Raw genomic sequence first — 16,624 nt, forward strand, 5'->3', positions numbered from 1 at the left:
GAATTAAATTCGAAAAAGTAGGTGGAGATATGGAAGTTACTCGTACAGATAAAGCTGTCACATTGACATGGGAAAAAGAAGAAGTCAGCGAAGGGACTTTAGTTTTTGTAAGTAGTAGTCCTATACTTGAAGCAAATAGTGAACCTGTTTTTGAAGTGTTCAGTACCACCAATCATTATACTGTTGAAACAAAAGATGTTCCAATTTATTTCATTTTACAGGCCCCAACTGGAGATAAAAGAGTTATTACTGAACGGATATTACCACTCGAAAGCGTCTTTAACTTTCGAGATATGGGCGGTTATGAAACGAAACAAGGAAAACATGTAAAGTGGGGTAAATTATATCGTTCTTCCAATTTAGTAAATATAAACCAAGCAGATGTTATATTGCTCCAAAAATTACATATTAAATGGATTTGTGATTTGCGAAGTAGCTCTGAAGTAAAGGCACAACCGACCCCGGAAATAGAAGGAGTTCTTAATAAGCATATTCCTATTGGTACAGCAAAAAATGAAAAAACGACGCTTCCTGTATCAGAAGACAAAGCGATTTATGAACCTTTAATGGGGGAAAGCTATCGTGTTTTTGTACAATCGGTAGACGGTTTTAAAGAAATTTTTAGCGAAATTTTAACAGATGCTAAAGCAGGTTTGCCATTTGTTTTTCATTGCACCGCTGGAAAAGACCGTACAGGGGTCTTAGCCGCACTTTTATTAACGTTACTAGATGTACCGGAAAAAACGATTTTTGACGATTATGCAATCACTAATCGTTATCAGGATAACATTCTACAAGAAATGGGTGGGATTGTCTCGCTTTTTTCGAATGGAAATGAAAAAATCGATTTAGAAGCTTTTCGACCGATGGCAGAAGCCCGTCCCGAATATTTGGAAATAGCCTTTGACGAAATGAAAAAACAATTTGGTTCGGTTGATAACTATTTGGAAAAAGGAATCGGAATAACTGCAAAAGAAAAAGCCTTAATCCAACAACAATTGTTAGAATAAAACTAGGCTCAGAAACCTAGAGTTGTCAGGTAATGGCTCTGAATTTGCTTCTATTTTTATGAAAAAAGAACTATTTTAGCTAATTATGGTGGTATCGCTTGCTATTCTAAGGTTTCCAAGTTAGTATTATGGTTAACAGGTTGATACTATCACGTTTTCAAGCCACTAGAGCAAAAATATATGATTGAAAATGTTAAGAAACAGTGTCAGTTTGGCATTATTCCTTGCAGTTGCTGGGATTATGTGATAATCTTTTATCAGAATTACTGTTAAGGCTTGTAGTTAAGCCATTTCAGTCATGATTCTCCTTAGATTTCCAAAAATTAATTTTATTTTTGGAAAAAAAGAGAAATACAGGTACCATCTTATACCTGCTTATTTTGTAGTATTCTGTGAAGGAGGTGAAAAACACAATGGCAAATAAAACTGATTTAGTAAACAGTGTTGCTGAATTAGCTGATCTTTCTAAAAAAGACGCAGCGAAAGCAGTTGAAGCTGTATTCGAAACTATTCAAACTTCTTTATCTAAAGGTGAAAAAGTTCAATTAATCGGATTTGGTAACTTTGAAGTACGTGAACGTGCTGCCCGTAAAGGCCGTAACCCTCGTACGAAAGAAGAAATCGACATCCCTGCAAGTAAAGTACCAGCATTCAAACCTGGTAAAGCGCTTAAAGAAGCTGTTAAATAAGTTACATAGACTTTTTAAGCACTAACTCTAGTCTAGCCTTAATTTTATAATTAAGCTAGGCTAGTTTTTTTTTGGTTATTTAAGGATGAAATAGGGAATAAAATAGTAAATCACTATTATTATCTCTTATTTAAGCAAATTAAATTTACCTTGAAGTTCGGCTGTGTTAAGATATACAAGGTATATAATGCTAAAAAGATAGGGGAATTAAGGATGGAGCAAATAGACAAACAAAAAATTGCTGATGCGATAAAAGTTATTTTAGAAGCAGTAGGAGAAAATCCAGATCGTGAAGGACTTATTGATACACCAATGCGAGTCGCTCGTATGTATGAAGAAGTTTTTGCTGGACTGAAAAAAGATCCTTCTGTTCATTTCGATACTATTTTTGAAGAACAACATGAAGAATTAGTACTTGTTAAAGACATTCGCTTTTCGTCTATGTGCGAACATCATCTTGTTCCTTTTTTTGGCGTAGCTCATGTGGCTTATTTACCTCAAAACGGAAGAGTTGCAGGGCTTAGTAAACTTGCTCGTGTAGTGGATGATGTGAGTCGTCGTCCACAACTTCAAGAGCGTATTACTACAACTGTTGCAGAAATTATGATGGATAAATTAAAACCGCTGGGAGTTATGGTGATAATGGAAGCAGAGCATATGTGCATGACTATCCGTGGTGTGAACAAACCAGGAACTAAAACAATTACAAGTGCAGTACGAGGCGCTTTTAAAAATGACGATAAGCTTAGAAGCGAAGTTTTGGCTTTAATTAAGCATAATTAAATATCCTTATGGTATAATTTATTTTACATAATAAGGAGATTCAAAGGGGAATGTTAAATGACTTATCAGGCGAAGAAGGCTGGGCTAAAGGAAGTGGAGCAGTTGGTACATGAGCAAGCAGTCTATCAATATTTACAAGAGAATAATGAGGGCGTGCAAATGGACAAAGATCAAATGCTGTTTCTTCATGAAGCGATTTCCGGATCTGATTTGGCGGATGCTTCTGCGTATCGCGTAGTTAGTGCAACTCTTTACATGATATTAGCTCATGACACACATGAAAAAATCGATGAACCAGGCGATATTGTACAGCTAACTCGAAAAGAACAAGAGTTGACCGTATTAGCTGGTGATTTTTACAGTGCTCTCTATTACCAGACCCTTGCGGAATTAGAAATGATTCCCTTACTTAGAGCCTTGCAAAGCGGTGTTCAAGAAACAAATACTGCAAAGACTAATATTTACCAATTACATGTAGCGACAGATGAAGAATATCTCACACAACTTGCTTTGACTAATGCGGCGATTTTTGCTAAGTTTGCAAAGTATTTTATGAAAGATGAAACATTTATCGCTTTAGGCTGTCAGTTCTTTTTACTTAAAAGGTTACAAATGGAGCTTGCCACTTATCGAGAAATTGGTGCATCTAGGTTGAAGCGTGCTTTTGAACATGGATATTTTGCGAAAGAAGCCATAACTAGTTTTGAGAGTTGGTTAATAGCCATTATTCGTGATGTAAAGATGGAAGTTAAACGACTTAAAAATGAGTCTGAACCACTTTCTACTATACTTGAAAAAAGAATTACTGAGATTATTAACGACTGATAAATAGAAGGAGATTCGGGATATGACGGAAACTAAAGAAGAAAAAGTACATAAAGTATTTGAGAAAATTTCCCCAAGTTATGACCGAATGAATAGTGTTATTAGTTTTAAACTACATGTGAAATGGCGCAAAGAAACGATGAAGCTAATGCGTGTTCAAAAAGGGACAAATGTTCTTGATGTTTGTTGTGGAACAGCAGATTGGTCAATTATGATGGCGGAAGAAATTGGTCCAGAAGGTCATGTAACGGGGCTTGATTTTAGCGAAAATATGCTAAAAGTTGGCCGTGAAAAAATAAAAGAAGCGGACTTGCATAATGTAGAACTTATTCACGGTAATGCAATGGAATTACCTTTTCCAGATAATAGTTTTGATTATGTGACAATTGGTTTTGGGCTTAGAAATGTACCAGATTATATGCAAGTTCTTCGTGAAATGTACCGGGTGTTAAAACCAGGTGGACAACTTGCGTGTATTGATACTTCGCAACCCAATATTCCAGGGTGGAAACAAGTATTTAATGCTTATTTCCGATATGTCATGCCTGTTTTTGGTAAATTTTTTGCAAAAAGTTATAAAGAATATAGCTGGTTACAAGAATCAACTCGAGAGTTTCCAGGGATGGCAAGACTTGCGGAAATGTTTCAAGAAGCCGGATTTTCATACGTAAGATATATTTCACACAGTGGTGGCGCAAGTGCAACCCACTTTGGATTTAAAAAGAAGGAGCAATAAGGTGGCAAGCATGAAACTTAACTTTTTATACCCAAATATGCAAAAAGACATTGACTTAGTTGAAAAAGAATTGAAAAAAGCTCTTAGTAATGCAGCTGCTGAAACAACTTCTGATGCGTCCCTTCATTTGTTAGAAGCTGGTGGTAAAAGAATTAGACCGATGTTTGTTTGTTTATCTGCAAGACTTGCTCCTGAGACAAATTTTGAAGCAGTGAAAAATGCGGGCGTGGCGATTGAATTAATTCATATGGCATCGATTGTTCATGATGACGTGGTAGATGATGCTGATTTGAGGCGTGGGCGTGAGACAATTAAATCCAAGTGGGGCAATCACATTGCGATGTATACTGGGGACTTTTTGTTTGCTAAGTCATTAGAGTACATGACGGAAATTAAAGAGGTTGCCGCCCATAAAATGCTATCCCATGTAACAGTGGAGTTATCTACTGGGGAAATCGAACAGCTAAAAGACAAATATAACTTTGACCAAAGTGTTCGTAATTATTTACGACGAATCAAAAGAAAAACAGCATTATTAATAGCTGCTAGTTGTGGTCTTGGTGGCATTGTTTCAGGTCAAAGTGAAGCAGATTATAGGAAGTTATATCGTTTCGGATATTACGTGGGGATGGCGTTTCAAATTACCGATGATGTCCTTGATTTTATTGGAACTGAAAAAGAACTTGGTAAACCAGCCGGAGAAGATTTAAGGCAAGGAAATGTGACCCTTCCAGTATTTTTTGCTATGGAAGACCCTTTTCTTAAAAAACGAATCAGCCAAGTTACAGAAGAAACGCAAGCAGCAGAAATTGCCGCTTTAGTTGAAAAAATTAAAAATTCGGGAGCAAAAAAAGCAGAAGATGTCGCAACAGCTTATCTAAAAAAAGCTATAGAAACACTTGATTCTTTACCGCAAGTCCCTGAGTTAAAGCCACTAAAGCAAATTGTTCGTGTTTTAGATAAAAGAAATTATTAGCGTGAGGGAGGACTTTATAATGGAACAAACTTATGTAATGGTTAAGCCAGATGGTGTAGAACGAGGACTTATTGGAGAAATTTTAGCAAAAATAGAGAAAAAAGGAATTAAGCTAGTAGCTGGTAAATTAATGCAAATTGATCGAAAGCTTGCAGAACAACACTACGCCGAACATATCGGTAAGCCTTTTTTTGAGGATTTAATTGGATTTATCACTTCTGGCCCTGTATTTGCGATGGTTTTAGAAGGTGATGATGTGATTAAAACTGCTCGCCAGATGATGGGGAAAACCAATCCACTCGAAGCAGACTCTGGGACAATCCGTGCAGAATATGCGATACATACAAACAGAAACGTCATTCATGGTTCTGATAGCCCTGAAAGTGCAAAGCGGGAAATTCAGTTGTTTTTTGAACCACATGAAATTTTAAGTTATGAAAAAGTAGTAGATGCTTGGATTTAAAATAAGTGAGAGTTTAGGGAAACCTAGGCTCTTTTTTCATAGAGAAAATACCATTTGATGCGGTTTTTTGTTATGATGAAAGAGTGAGACTAAAGTATTGTGTTCTCGCTGGGCTTGTGTTAAGATATTACACATATACTTTAAAGCGCTAAAATATCATTGCTAGAATATCTAGCTTAAATAGAAAAAGGAGAGTTGTTGAAATGAGATACTTAACGGCAGGAGAATCACATGGACCGGGGCTTACGACAATTATAGAAGGGTTACCAGCAGGAATGCCTCTACTTGCAGAAGATGTAAATAAAGAACTGAAAAGAAGACAAGGCGGACATGGTCGCGGGGCGCGTATGCGTATTGAAAAAGACCAAGTACAAATCACGGCAGGAATTCGCCATGGAAAAACATTAGGTGCTCCTGTTGCGATGTTTGTTGAGAATAAAGATTGGAAACATTGGGAAACGGTTATGAGTATTGAGCCAGTTCCAGAAAAAAATGAAAAATCTCGTCGCGTATCCCGTCCACGCCCTGGACATGCAGATTTAGTTGGTGGTATGAAATATGGCCATAATGATATGCGTAATGTATTAGAACGTTCTAGTGCACGTGAAACGACTGTTCGCGTAGCAGCCGGTGCAGTAGCGAAAAAGCTATTACATGAACTTGGCATTGAAGTTGCTGGTCACGTACTTGAAATTGGTGGAACTCGTGCAAATTTGAAGCGTGCTTACGCGGTTTCAGAAATCCAAGAAACATCCGAAGCTTCTCCAGTTCGTTGTTTAGACGAGGTTGCTGCAGAAGAAATGATGCAAAAAATTGATGATGCCAAGAAAAATGGCGACACTATTGGAGGAATTGTGGAAGTTGTTGTCGGTGGTGTACCAGCTGGACTTGGAAGCTACGTACAATGGGATAAAAAATTAGATGCAAAAATCGCTCGTGCAATCGTAAGTATCAATGCTTTTAAAGGCGCTGAATTCGGTGTCGGTTTCGAAGCTGCTAGAAAACCCGGTAGCGAAGTGATGGATGAAATTTTGTGGAGTAAGGAAGACGGCTACACGAGACGTACAAATAACCTAGGTGGATTTGAAGGTGGAATGACAAATGGTATGCCAATTGTTGTTCGCGGCGTAATGAAACCAATTCCAACTTTATACAAACCACTGCAAAGTGTGGATATTGATTCGAAAGAAACGTTTAACGCAAGTGTAGAACGTTCTGATAGCTGTGCAGTACCTGCTGCAAGCGTGGTAGCTGAGGCTGTAGTCGCTTGGGAAGTTGCAGTTGCTGTGTTAGAAAAATTTGATGGTGATCGTTTTGATACACTTAAAAAACATGTGGAGGAACACCGAAACTTAACGAAGGAGTTTTAAACATGCCAGAAATTACGGTCCGTGCAAAAAGTAAAACATATCCAGTATATATTAATGAATTCGCATTAGAAGATGTCCGGGAAAAATGGATAGAGAGCCTTGCTAAATTTTCCCACGTGTTTGTCTTAACGGATGAGCACGTGGCGGAACTTCATAAAGCAAAACTTGACGCGGTTCTAGCTGATTTACCTGTGGTCACTTATTATGTGGCGCCAAACGGGGAAGAAGCAAAAACCTTTCGTGTTTATGAAGATGTGATGACAAAATTGATTGAAACAGGACTTGATCGTAAAGCCGTTTTAATTGCTTTTGGTGGAGGCGTTATCGGTGATTTAGCTGGTTTTGTCGCTGCTACGTATATGAGAGGCATTCCATTTTATCAGGTACCTACGACAGTTCTTGCTCATGATAGTGCGGTTGGTGGCAAGGTTGCTATTAATCATCCCCTTGGCAAAAACATGATTGGGAACTTTTATCAACCGGAAGCTGTTATTTATGATACGCAGTTTTTTGCTACTTTGCCAGAACGGGAAATGCGCTCTGGTTTTGCGGAAATGATTAAACATGCCCTTATTAGCGACCACACGTTACTACGTGCTTTAATGGACACTTTTACAGAGCCGAAAGACTTTTATACGAAGGATTTGACACCATTTTTACAACGCGGGATTGAAATTAAAGCGAGTATCGTTGCACAAGATGAAACCGAGCAAGACGTGCGGGCGTATTTGAATTTCGGTCATACGTTTGGTCATGCGCTAGAAGCTTACGGAAACTTTGGTAAATGGCTTCACGGTGAGGCGATTACTTATGGGATGATTTACGCGCTAACAATGAGTAAGACAATTTATGGACTGGATTTCGACTTAGCAGAATTTAAAATGTGGTTAGAGCAGTTGGGCTATGATACGACTTTTGACACAACTGTTCCATTTAGCAAGATACTGGAAAATATGCGTCATGATAAAAAAACAACTTTTAATGAAATAAGCATGGTTTTACTTGAAGAAATTGGGAGACCAGTTATTTTTAAAGCGGAAGATGACTTGATTTTTGAAACATATAAAAGTGTGATGCGAAAGGGAGGGAATGTCATTTGAGAGCGATTCGAGGGGCAACGACAATAGAAGCTAACACACCTGAAGAAATTTATGTAGCTACGAAAGAACTTTTTGAAGAAATTTTAATACAGAATAAAATAACGGATAGTGAGCAACTTACATCGGTTATTATTACGGTAACGGAAGATATTTTTGCCGCTTTTCCAGCGAAGGCTGTCCGTGAAACACCTGGTTTTGAATTCGTGCCTGTTATGGGAATGCAAGAAATTCCGGTGCCAAATTCGCTTCCTATGTGCATTCGCTTTATGGTATTTACAGATATACATAAGCCATTAGCAGCAATTAATCATGTCTACTTACACGGAGCAAAAGTATTGCGCCCAGATTTAGTGAAAGAGGAGGATGCGTAATGAGATGGAAAAAATCACTTGCAGGTCTATCTTCTTATAAACCTGGAAAACGCGAAGAAGAAGTGATGGCAGAACTTGGTTTAACGAAAATTACTAAGCTATCATCCAACGAAAATCCACTAGGAACTTCTCCAAAAGTGGCGGCAGTACAAGCCAATTCAAGTATAGAAACAGAAATTTATCCCGATGGTTGGGCTTCTAGTTTACGTAAAGAAGTGGCTGAATTCTACCAATTGGAAGAAGATGAATTAATTTTTACTTCTGGTGTAGACGAATTGATTGAACTCTTAACACGAGTTTTGCTTGATACATCGAAAAATACGGTTATGGCAACTCCAACGTTTGTGCAGTATCGTCAAAATGCATTAATTGAAGGCGCAGAAGTAAAAGAAATTCCGCTTCTTGTGGACGGGGAGCATGACTTAAAAGGCATGCTAAACGCTATAGACGACAAAACTACGATTGTTTGGATTTGTAATCCGAATAACCCAACAGGGAATTACATTGAATTAGCAGACATACAAGACTTTTTAGACAAAGTACCAAGTGATGTACTTGTTGTTTTAGATGAAGCGTATATTGAATATGTAACACCTCAGCCTAAAAAACATGAAAAACTAATTCGTACTTATAAAAATTTAATTATCACTCGGACTTTTAGTAAAATTTATGGCTTAGCAAGTGCACGTGTTGGTTATGGTATTGCAGATAAAGAAATCATCAATCAACTTAATATTGTTCGTCCGCCATTTAACACCACAAGTATTGGTCAAAAATTAGCTATCGAGGCAATTAAAGATCAAGCTTTTATTGAAGCATGTAGAACTTCCAATGCAAATGGAATTAAACAATACGAAGCGTTTGCAAAACGTTTTGAAAAAGTGAAGCTATACCCAGCGAATGGGAACTTTGTTTTAATAGATTTAGGTATCGAAGCAGGAACAATTTTTAGTTACTTAGAAAGAAATGGCTATATTACGCGTTCCGGCGCAGCGCTTGGTTTTCCAACAGCTGTCCGAATTACCATCGGAAAAGAAGAAGAAAATAGTGCAGTGATTGCACTTTTAGAAAAATTATTGTAAGTGTTTGGAGGCGTTTTTGAGTGAAAGGGACGGTAGTTATTGTTGGGCTTGGGTTAATTGGCGGTTCTATTGCCCTTGCGATTAAAGCTAAACACCCCAAAGCACATATCATCGGAATTGATGTTTCCTACCATTCATTAGAAGTTGGAAAGTCTCTCGGTGTTATTGATGAAATTGGCGAAAGTATTTTAATAGATGGACCAAAAGCAGATTTACTTATTTTCTGTTGTCCAGTAAAAGAAACAGAACAGTTATTGACACGCTTGCCTGGACTGCGTTTAAAGAAAGGCGTGATTGTTACTGATACAGGAAGTACAAAAGGAACAATTATGGAAGCATCCACAGCGCTCAGAGAAAGTGGGATTACGTTTATTGGTGGTCACCCAATGGCCGGCTCGCATAAAAGTGGTGTCCGTGCTGCGAAAGAACTTTTGTTTGAAAATGCCTACTATCTTTTAACGCCAACCAAAGATGTGTCAGAAGATAAAGTAATAGAATTAAAAACATGGCTATCAGGCACGAATGCGAAATTTTTAGTATTATCACCAAATGAACATGATGAAATTACTGGCATGTTAAGCCATTTGCCACATATTGTAGCAGCAGCATTAGTAAATCAGACACAAAGCTTTACAGAAGAACATCCTGCTGCATTTCGACTAGCAGCTGGAGGATTTCGTGATATAACGCGGGTCGCTTCCTCGGATCCAAGAATGTGGACGGATATTTCTATCAGCAATCAAAAAACGTTAACGAAACAGCTGACGATTTGGCGAGATAGTATGAACCAAGCACTTGATATGCTTCAAAGTGAGGATGCTACTTCGATTTATGCCTTTTTTGACGGGGCAAAAGAATTTCGAGATTCGCTTCCAGTTCATCAAGGTGGTGCGATTCCATCTTTTTACGATTTATTTGTTGACGTACCAGATTATCCGGGGGTTATTTCTGAAGTGACTAGGTATCTCGGCGAAGAGGAAATCAGTTTAACAAACATCAAGATTTTGGAAACACGCGAAGATATTTTCGGTGTGTTACAAATTACTTTCCAATCAGATGAAGATAGGGACCGGGCGAAACGTTGTATTGAAACAAGAAGTAATTATACATGCCATTACGAATAGGAGAGAAATGACGATGAAATTAATTACAAATAAACAAGGGCTGGTTGGCGCAATCACAGTCCCTGGAGATAAATCAATGTCCCATCGCAGCATTATGTTTGGGGCAATTGCAGAAGGAAAAACGGTCATTCGTCATTTCTTACGTGCAGATGATTGCCTAGGAACGATTAAGGCATTTAAAGCGTTAGGTGTGAAAATTGAAGAAACGGATGAAGAAATTATTGTGCATGGTACTGGTTTTGACGGGTTAAAACAGGCGGATGGGCCACTTGATATCGGTAACTCAGGTACGACAATTCGTTTGATGATGGGGATTTTAGCTGGGCGAGATTTTGATACTGTAATTTTAGGAGACGAGTCCATCGCGAAACGTCCGATGAACCGCGTTATGCTGCCACTACAACAAATGGGGGCAAAAATGCACGGTAAAGATGGTTCTGAATTTGCCCCGATTACGATTATAGGGAAGCAATCACTAAAACGAATGGAATACCATATGCCAGTTGCTAGTGCGCAAGTGAAAAGTGCGATTATTTTCGCAGCCTTGCAAGCGGAAGGTGAAACGATTATTCATGAAAAAGAAAAAACACGTGATCATACGGAACATATGATTCGCCAATTTGGCGGTCAAATTGAAATGGATGGTTTGACCATTCGTGTCAAAGGTGGTCAAACATTCACTGGACAAGAAATGACAGTTCCCGGTGATGTTTCATCAGCAGCTTTTTTTATCGTAGCTGGCTTAATCACACAAGGAAGTGAAATTGAACTAACACATGTTGGTTTGAATCCTACAAGAACAGGGATTTTTGATGTGGTAGAACAAATGGGTGGAAGTTTAGTTGTTAAAGATTCTAGCAGAAGTACTGGGAAATTAGCGGGTACTGTTGTGGTTAAAACAAGCGATTTAAAAGGAACGGAAATCGGTGGAGATATCATTCCTCGTCTAATTGACGAAATTCCTGTTATCGCACTTTTAGCAACACAAGCAGAAGGAACGACGATTATTAAAGATGCGGCTGAATTAAAAGTTAAAGAAACAAACCGAATTGATGCAGTTGCTACCGAATTAAACAAAATGGGTGCCGATATTACACCAACCGAAGATGGCTTAATTATTCGCGGTAAAACACCTCTTCATGCGGCAAATGTGACTAGTTACGGGGATCATCGAATCGGAATGATGCTTCAAATTGCAGCTCTTCTAGTAGAAGAAGGCGATGTGGAATTAGACCGGGCTGAAGCGGTATCTGTTTCTTACCCAACTTTCTTTGAAGATATTCGCTCCCTTTTAAAATAAGAACAATTACCAGTGCTGTGTGCAAAAACACCAGCGCTGGTATTGCATTTAATAGGCAATCACTTTTTCTTATAAGCGAAGTAATGGTATAATAGAAAAACGACTTATTATTAAAGAAGGTGCAGAAATGGAATTAGCGAATAAAATGTTACATGCATTAGAGCATGAAGATATGGCACTTGCGAAGAAGTACTTTGATGAAGTAGTACAAGCGGGGACAGACGAGGAGCAATATTATCTAGCAGAAGAGTTGTTCGCTCTTGGATTCTTAGATGAAACTGAAGATTTATATGAACTTCTGTTAGCAAAATATAAAGATGAGGGCGAATTACTTGTCCGTGCAGCGGAAGTAGCGCTTGAAAAAGACGATATGGATTCTGCGCAAGATTATTTAGAAAAAGTAAACAAAGAAGATGAAGCCTATATTGAAAGTTTACTTGTATTAGCTGATTTATATCAAATGCAAGGTTTGTTCGAAGTTAGTGAACAAAAACTACTCGAAGCCAAACAATTGGCACCAAATGAACCGATTATTGATTTTGCTTTAGGAGAATATTATTTATCACAAGCACGCTTTGCTTCTGCTGTGCAGTCTTATCAAACTGCCGTAGAAGCAGGGTTAACGATTATATCAAATGGCGCTGTGTCTGTATATGAACGTATCGCAGAAGCTTTTGCAGCTAGCGGAGCATTTGAAGAAGCGTTACCTTACTATGAACGTGCCCTAGAAGATAAAGAATCGGTGGATACACTTTTTGGGATGGGATTAACGGCTTATCAGGCAAAAGATTACACAAAAGCAATTCACGCCTTGGAACATTTACGCGAACATGATCCGTCATATACTACTTTATATTCCTATTTAGCAAAAAGTTATGAAGAAAATGGTGAACCAGAAAAAGCTATCGCAGTACTTCGGGATGGTTTAACACAAGATGAATACAATAAAGAGATGTTCTTAGAAGCAGGGAAACTCGCGGTTACACTTCGTTTGCCGGAAGAAGCAGAAGCGTTTTATCGTCAGGCAATTGTGCTTGATGAAGAGTACTCAGAGGCAATCATGGAACTGAATAAATTATTGCTTGCAAAAGAAAACTATGAAGGTGTTATTGAATTAGTAGAAGGTCTAGGAGAAGATGTTATTTCAGAACCACAAATTTTCTGGGACGTAAGTGTTGCATATCAGGAAACAGAACAATATAATAAAGCAAAAGCAAATTTTGAACTGGCTTACTCGCACTTTACAAATAATCCTACCTTCTTAAAGGAATATGGTTTATTTTTAAGAGAAGAAGGAGAACATGTGAAATCTCAAGAAGTCTTACGTAACTATTTAGAATTTGAACCAGAAGATACGGAGATTTTATCTTTATTTGATTAACCAAAAAGAATGAGGGGACTGAGGAAAGATGAAGGCATCCATTTCAATAGACGAGAAGAAAGATTTTATTCGCTGGTTTTTAAACAAACACCAGATGAAAACTAGAGAAGCAATGTGGGTTTTAAATTATATTGCTGGCCATGATCAAATTGTAAAATATGTTCATTTTGTTGATAATTTGGAAGGGTGTGCACGTGGGCTTTCGCTTAGTGCTCATGGGGTTGAATCCGAACCATTCCTATTTTTCAAAGGTAACATTATGACAACAGATCCAGAAAAAGCTTTTCATGATATTCGACTAAACTGGGACGAGGAATTGTATATTGAGCTTCATTTTGAAGAAGCAATGACTTCACCTGAATATGCTCTTGTTCGTGAAGATAATCCTTTTACTGCAGTGAAGCTTGCTGAAGAGGAAAAAGAAATGGCGGATGCGCTTATTTATCAATCTGTTCACCAATTTTCAAGAGAAAAAGTGTTACAACAAATCGATGATGCGCTTGATAATCGTGACGAAGCGACATTCCATAAGCTAGTCCGGATTTTACAGCAAATGGATACAGAAAAAGAATAACGGATAAATCCTAGTTAGTGATAAAATGGAGTGAAGTAGTGCTCCATTTTATTGTTATGCTAGGTTTTTTTAAGGAGTTGGAATCGTTTGTTTTATAATTTACTTGCAAATCGCTCTTTTTTGCGATTACTATTTTTCGGTAATTTACTTGGGGCGGTTTACGGATACATATGGTATATACCGCAATTACAAATTACAGAGCCGCGTTTTTGGTTATTTGTTCCTGATAGTCCAACCGCGATTTTATTTTTTACTTTAGCTTTAGTAGCTTTTCTCGCAAAAAAACACTGGCCGCTAATGGAGGCGCTAGCTTTTGTTTGTTTAGTAAAATATGGTATATGGGCGATTGGCATGAATATGTTTTATATGTTTGAACAAAAGACAATCGTTTGGGCGGGGATAGTTCTAATTTTAACCCATGGTTTTATGGCATTAGAAGGGATTTTATATGCCCCGTTTTATCGTTTTCGTATTGGACATTTTATGATAGCTGCTATCTGGGTATTTCACAATGATGTGATTGATTATCTATTTGGTCAAATGCCAATTTATATGGGATTAGAAAAATACTTACCAGAAATCGGTTATGCAACTTTTTGGCTAACAGTTATTGTTTTATGGCTTGTATATGATAAAGCAATAAAAAAAGGCCATCATACATTAGAATTTCCTCATCATGAGTGAAAGAGGTTGAGTCTTAACATGGGTTCATCTATACTAAGAGATAAGGATATTCACTGAAAAATTGTAGTAGGAGGAAGATGATTAAATGTCGTTTAGTCAATATATTATTTATTTTATTATCGTCGCAGCAATCCCACTTTGGGCACAGTACCGGGTAAAAACTACCTATGCTCACTATTCTAAAGTTGGAGTGGCAAATGGTCTAACTGGAGCCGAGGTTGCACGTCATATTTTGGATACCAATGGTTTAACGAATGTTCCTGTTCATGAAACAAAAGGAATGTTAAGTGATCACTATGACCCTCGTAAAAAAGCAGTTTTTCTTTCTGAAGCTAATTTCCGTGGTCGTTCTATAGCCGGAGCAGCAGTTGCCGCCCATGAAGTAGGACATGCAATTCAAGATCAACAAGATTATGCGTTTATGCGTTTTCGTTCCGCGCTCGTTCCAATAACAATGTTTAGTTCTAATATTTCTTGGGTGTTCCTCATTATAGGGATGCTTGCAAACTTTGCAAGTTTCATGTTGCTTGGTATTATTTTAATGGCAGTAGGTGTACTTTTCCAATTAATTACATTGCCAGTCGAATTTGACGCTAGTAAACGAGCACTTGTTCAATTAGAAAGTGGTGGACTGGTTCAAGCATCAGAACTTCCACAAGCGAAAAAAGTACTAAGTGCCGCTGCAATGACTTATGTTGCTGCGATGGCCGTAGCTGTACTAGAACTCCTAAGATTGCTACTTATTTTTACGAATATGAATCGAAATTAGAATAAATAAAAACCTGAGAATCTTCTCAGGTTTTTGTTTGGTGAAAAAAGCTTGGCAGTGAGATGAATGCTTGCTATACTTATACTCGGATAAAGTAAAGGAGCGGGACAATCAATGGATTATGATGTAATTGTCATTGGTGGTGGGCCATCTGGACTTATGGCAGCGATCAGTGCAGCGGAGAAGAACAAACGCGTTTTGTTAATTGAGAAAGGTCCAAAGCTAGGGCGTAAATTAATTATGTCTGGCGGTGGCCGTTGTAATGTAACGAATAGACGACCAGCAGAAGAAATCATTAAACATATTCCAGGTAATGGTCGCTTTTTATATAGTGCTTTTCATGCATTTGATAATGAGGATATTATTCGTTTTTTTGAACGACTTGGAGTGGCATTAAAAGAAGAAGATCACGGAAGAATGTTTCCTGTATCAAATAGCGCACGTTCTGTTGCAGAAGCGATGATTCAACGGATGGAAAAACTTGGTGTAAAAATTTATATGCAAACGACGGTGAAGCAAGTTGATTACGAGGGTGGCCATGTCAAAGGTGTGACTTTAAAAGATGGTCAAGAAATTTCAGCAAGTGCTGTTATTGTTGCAGTGGGTGGTAAATCTGTTCCTCGGACGGGTTCGACAGGGGACGGCTATGCTTGGGCAAAAAAAGCGGGCCATACTATCACAGAACTTTATCCGACAGAAGTACCGATTACATCCAGTGAGCCTTTTATTAAACAAAAAGTGTTGCAAGGAACGTCGCTTCGGGATGTATCGCTTTCCGTTTTAAATGCAAAAGGAAAGCCAATTATAACGCATCAAATGGATATGATTTTTACGCATTTTGGCGTATCTGGACCAGCAGCACTTAGATGTAGTATGTTTGTCCTTCGTGAACTAAAGAAGACGGGTGCAGATACTGTGAAAATGCGTCTTGACTTATTCCCGAATATACCCGCTGCGGAACTTGCGAAAAATGTGTATAAATTATTAGAGGAAAATCCGAAGAAAGCATTAAAAAATTCGTTAAGTTCGCTTTTACAAGAGAAAATGTTGTTATTTTTACTAGAAAAAGCAGAATTAGATGAAACAGCTGAATATAAACAAGTAAGTCCTAAAAAAATTGAACAGTTTATTCAGTTATTAAAGGATTTCACTTTTGAAGTGAACGGCACACTTGATTTTGAAAAAGCGTTTGTGACAGGAGGCGGGGTTTCTGTAAAGGAAATCAAGCCGAAAGAGATGCAATCGAAATTGATGGAAGGATTATTTTTCTGCGGAGAAATACTTGATATTAATGGCTATACAGGGGGATATAATATTACTTGTGCGCTAGTGACTGGGCATACGGCAGGAGCTTATGCCGCAGAAGTTTCAAACGCATAAAAAAAGT

General features: G+C 38.0%; 18 protein-coding genes. All 18 read left to right on the forward strand.

The window, feature by feature from the left end; translation table 11 throughout:
* Positions 1-29: 29 nt before the first annotated feature.
* The 18 genes from HCB38_RS08585 (at position 30) to HCB38_RS08670 (ending at position 16,617) form a co-directional block, all read left to right on the forward strand.
* Positions 30-1,010, forward strand: a complete 981-nt coding sequence (locus HCB38_RS08585; RefSeq protein ID WP_185607874.1) for a tyrosine-protein phosphatase — start codon at positions 30-32, stop codon at positions 1,008-1,010.
* Positions 1,011-1,423: 413 nt separating this feature from the next.
* Positions 1,424-1,699, forward strand: a complete 276-nt coding sequence (gene hbs, locus HCB38_RS08590; protein ID WP_003720260.1) for a non-specific DNA-binding protein Hbs — start codon at positions 1,424-1,426, stop codon at positions 1,697-1,699.
* Between the two features lie 213 nt (positions 1,700-1,912).
* Complete coding sequence (folE, locus tag HCB38_RS08595; RefSeq protein ID WP_185319139.1) at positions 1,913-2,482, forward strand: GTP cyclohydrolase I FolE; 570 nt, start codon at positions 1,913-1,915, stop codon at positions 2,480-2,482.
* Between the two features lie 57 nt (positions 2,483-2,539).
* A complete protein-coding gene (locus tag HCB38_RS08600; protein WP_185319138.1) occupies positions 2,540-3,307 on the forward strand; it encodes a heptaprenyl diphosphate synthase component 1 in 768 nt (255 codons plus the stop codon).
* A 22-nt stretch (positions 3,308-3,329) separates the two neighbouring features.
* Entirely contained in the window at positions 3,330-4,043 is a 714-nt protein-coding gene (gene menG, locus HCB38_RS08605; RefSeq protein WP_185319137.1) for a demethylmenaquinone methyltransferase, read from the forward strand.
* A 10-nt stretch (positions 4,044-4,053) separates the two neighbouring features.
* Positions 4,054-5,019, forward strand: a complete 966-nt coding sequence (gene hepT, locus HCB38_RS08610; protein ID WP_185319446.1) for a heptaprenyl diphosphate synthase component II — start codon at positions 4,054-4,056, stop codon at positions 5,017-5,019.
* Positions 5,020-5,038: 19 nt separating this feature from the next.
* Positions 5,039-5,482 (forward strand): nucleoside-diphosphate kinase, encoded by a 444-nt coding sequence (gene ndk / locus HCB38_RS08615; protein ID WP_185638243.1) that lies wholly within the window; start codon positions 5,039-5,041, stop codon positions 5,480-5,482.
* A gap of 203 nt (positions 5,483-5,685) precedes the next feature.
* A complete protein-coding gene (gene aroC, locus HCB38_RS08620) occupies positions 5,686-6,852 on the forward strand; it encodes a chorismate synthase (protein WP_185607876.1) in 1,167 nt (388 codons plus the stop codon).
* A 2-nt stretch (positions 6,853-6,854) separates the two neighbouring features.
* Entirely contained in the window at positions 6,855-7,952 is a 1,098-nt protein-coding gene (aroB, locus tag HCB38_RS08625) for a 3-dehydroquinate synthase (RefSeq protein ID WP_185607877.1), read from the forward strand.
* On the forward strand, positions 7,949-8,323 hold the full coding sequence (aroH, locus tag HCB38_RS08630; protein ID WP_185319133.1) for a chorismate mutase: 375 nt from the start codon (positions 7,949-7,951) through the stop codon (positions 8,321-8,323). Before aroB ends, aroH begins: the two co-directional genes overlap by 4 nt.
* Positions 8,323-9,405, forward strand: a complete 1,083-nt coding sequence (gene hisC, locus HCB38_RS08635; protein ID WP_185638245.1) for a histidinol-phosphate transaminase — start codon at positions 8,323-8,325, stop codon at positions 9,403-9,405. The genes aroH and hisC overlap by 1 nt, the downstream gene beginning before the upstream one ends.
* A 20-nt stretch (positions 9,406-9,425) precedes the next feature.
* Complete coding sequence (locus HCB38_RS08640; RefSeq protein WP_185607878.1) at positions 9,426-10,529, forward strand: prephenate dehydrogenase; 1,104 nt, start codon at positions 9,426-9,428, stop codon at positions 10,527-10,529.
* Between the two features lie 13 nt (positions 10,530-10,542).
* A complete protein-coding gene (gene aroA, locus HCB38_RS08645; RefSeq protein ID WP_185319130.1) occupies positions 10,543-11,829 on the forward strand; it encodes a 3-phosphoshikimate 1-carboxyvinyltransferase in 1,287 nt (428 codons plus the stop codon).
* Between the two features lie 127 nt (positions 11,830-11,956).
* The gene (locus HCB38_RS08650) at positions 11,957-13,210 is read left to right on the forward strand and encodes a tetratricopeptide repeat protein (RefSeq protein ID WP_185638247.1); all 1,254 of its coding nucleotides are present in this window, start codon (positions 11,957-11,959) and stop codon (positions 13,208-13,210) included.
* A 28-nt stretch (positions 13,211-13,238) separates the two neighbouring features.
* Positions 13,239-13,784, forward strand: a complete 546-nt coding sequence (gene reoY, locus HCB38_RS08655) for a proteolytic degradation factor ReoY (protein ID WP_185319128.1) — start codon at positions 13,239-13,241, stop codon at positions 13,782-13,784.
* An 87-nt stretch (positions 13,785-13,871) separates the two neighbouring features.
* Positions 13,872-14,468: a lipoprotein heptaprenylglyceryl N-acetyltransferase LhaT gene (gene lhaT / locus HCB38_RS08660; RefSeq protein WP_185319127.1), complete on the forward strand. Its 597-nt coding sequence runs from the start codon at positions 13,872-13,874 to the stop codon at positions 14,466-14,468.
* Positions 14,469-14,553: 85 nt separating this feature from the next.
* Complete coding sequence (locus tag HCB38_RS08665; protein WP_185319126.1) at positions 14,554-15,237, forward strand: zinc metallopeptidase; 684 nt, start codon at positions 14,554-14,556, stop codon at positions 15,235-15,237.
* Between the two features lie 114 nt (positions 15,238-15,351).
* Positions 15,352-16,617: a BaiN/RdsA family NAD(P)/FAD-dependent oxidoreductase gene (locus HCB38_RS08670; RefSeq protein ID WP_185638249.1), complete on the forward strand. Its 1,266-nt coding sequence runs from the start codon at positions 15,352-15,354 to the stop codon at positions 16,615-16,617.
* The last annotated feature ends 7 nt before the right edge of the window (positions 16,618-16,624 follow it).

It is taken from the genome of Listeria farberi (genome assembly GCF_014229295.1).
Taxonomy (GTDB): domain Bacteria; phylum Bacillota; class Bacilli; order Lactobacillales; family Listeriaceae; genus Listeria; species Listeria farberi.

Bases quoted from the DNA above. Each gene is read 5' to 3' on its own strand.
- hbs (WP_003720260.1), top strand. From the start codon at position 1,424: ATGGCAAATAAAACTGATTTAGTAAACAGTGTTGCTGAATTAGCTGAT.
- HCB38_RS08585 (WP_185607874.1), top strand. From the start codon at position 30: ATGGAAGTTACTCGTACAGATAAAGCTGTCACATTGACATGGGAAAAA.
- menG (WP_185319137.1), top strand. From the start codon at position 3,330: ATGACGGAAACTAAAGAAGAAAAAGTACATAAAGTATTTGAGAAAATT.
- hepT (WP_185319446.1), top strand. From the start codon at position 4,054: ATGAAACTTAACTTTTTATACCCAAATATGCAAAAAGACATTGACTTA.
- aroC (WP_185607876.1), top strand. From the start codon at position 5,686: ATGAGATACTTAACGGCAGGAGAATCACATGGACCGGGGCTTACGACA.
- folE (WP_185319139.1), top strand. From the start codon at position 1,913: ATGGAGCAAATAGACAAACAAAAAATTGCTGATGCGATAAAAGTTATT.
- HCB38_RS08665 (WP_185319126.1), top strand. From the start codon at position 14,554: ATGTCGTTTAGTCAATATATTATTTATTTTATTATCGTCGCAGCAATC.
- reoY (WP_185319128.1), top strand. From the start codon at position 13,239: ATGAAGGCATCCATTTCAATAGACGAGAAGAAAGATTTTATTCGCTGG.
- HCB38_RS08600 (WP_185319138.1), top strand. From the start codon at position 2,540: ATGACTTATCAGGCGAAGAAGGCTGGGCTAAAGGAAGTGGAGCAGTTG.
- aroA (WP_185319130.1), top strand. From the start codon at position 10,543: ATGAAATTAATTACAAATAAACAAGGGCTGGTTGGCGCAATCACAGTC.
- aroB (WP_185607877.1), top strand. From the start codon at position 6,855: ATGCCAGAAATTACGGTCCGTGCAAAAAGTAAAACATATCCAGTATAT.
- HCB38_RS08670 (WP_185638249.1), top strand. From the start codon at position 15,352: ATGGATTATGATGTAATTGTCATTGGTGGTGGGCCATCTGGACTTATG.
- HCB38_RS08650 (WP_185638247.1), top strand. From the start codon at position 11,957: ATGGAATTAGCGAATAAAATGTTACATGCATTAGAGCATGAAGATATG.
- hisC (WP_185638245.1), top strand. From the start codon at position 8,323: ATGAGATGGAAAAAATCACTTGCAGGTCTATCTTCTTATAAACCTGGA.
- ndk (WP_185638243.1), top strand. From the start codon at position 5,039: ATGGAACAAACTTATGTAATGGTTAAGCCAGATGGTGTAGAACGAGGA.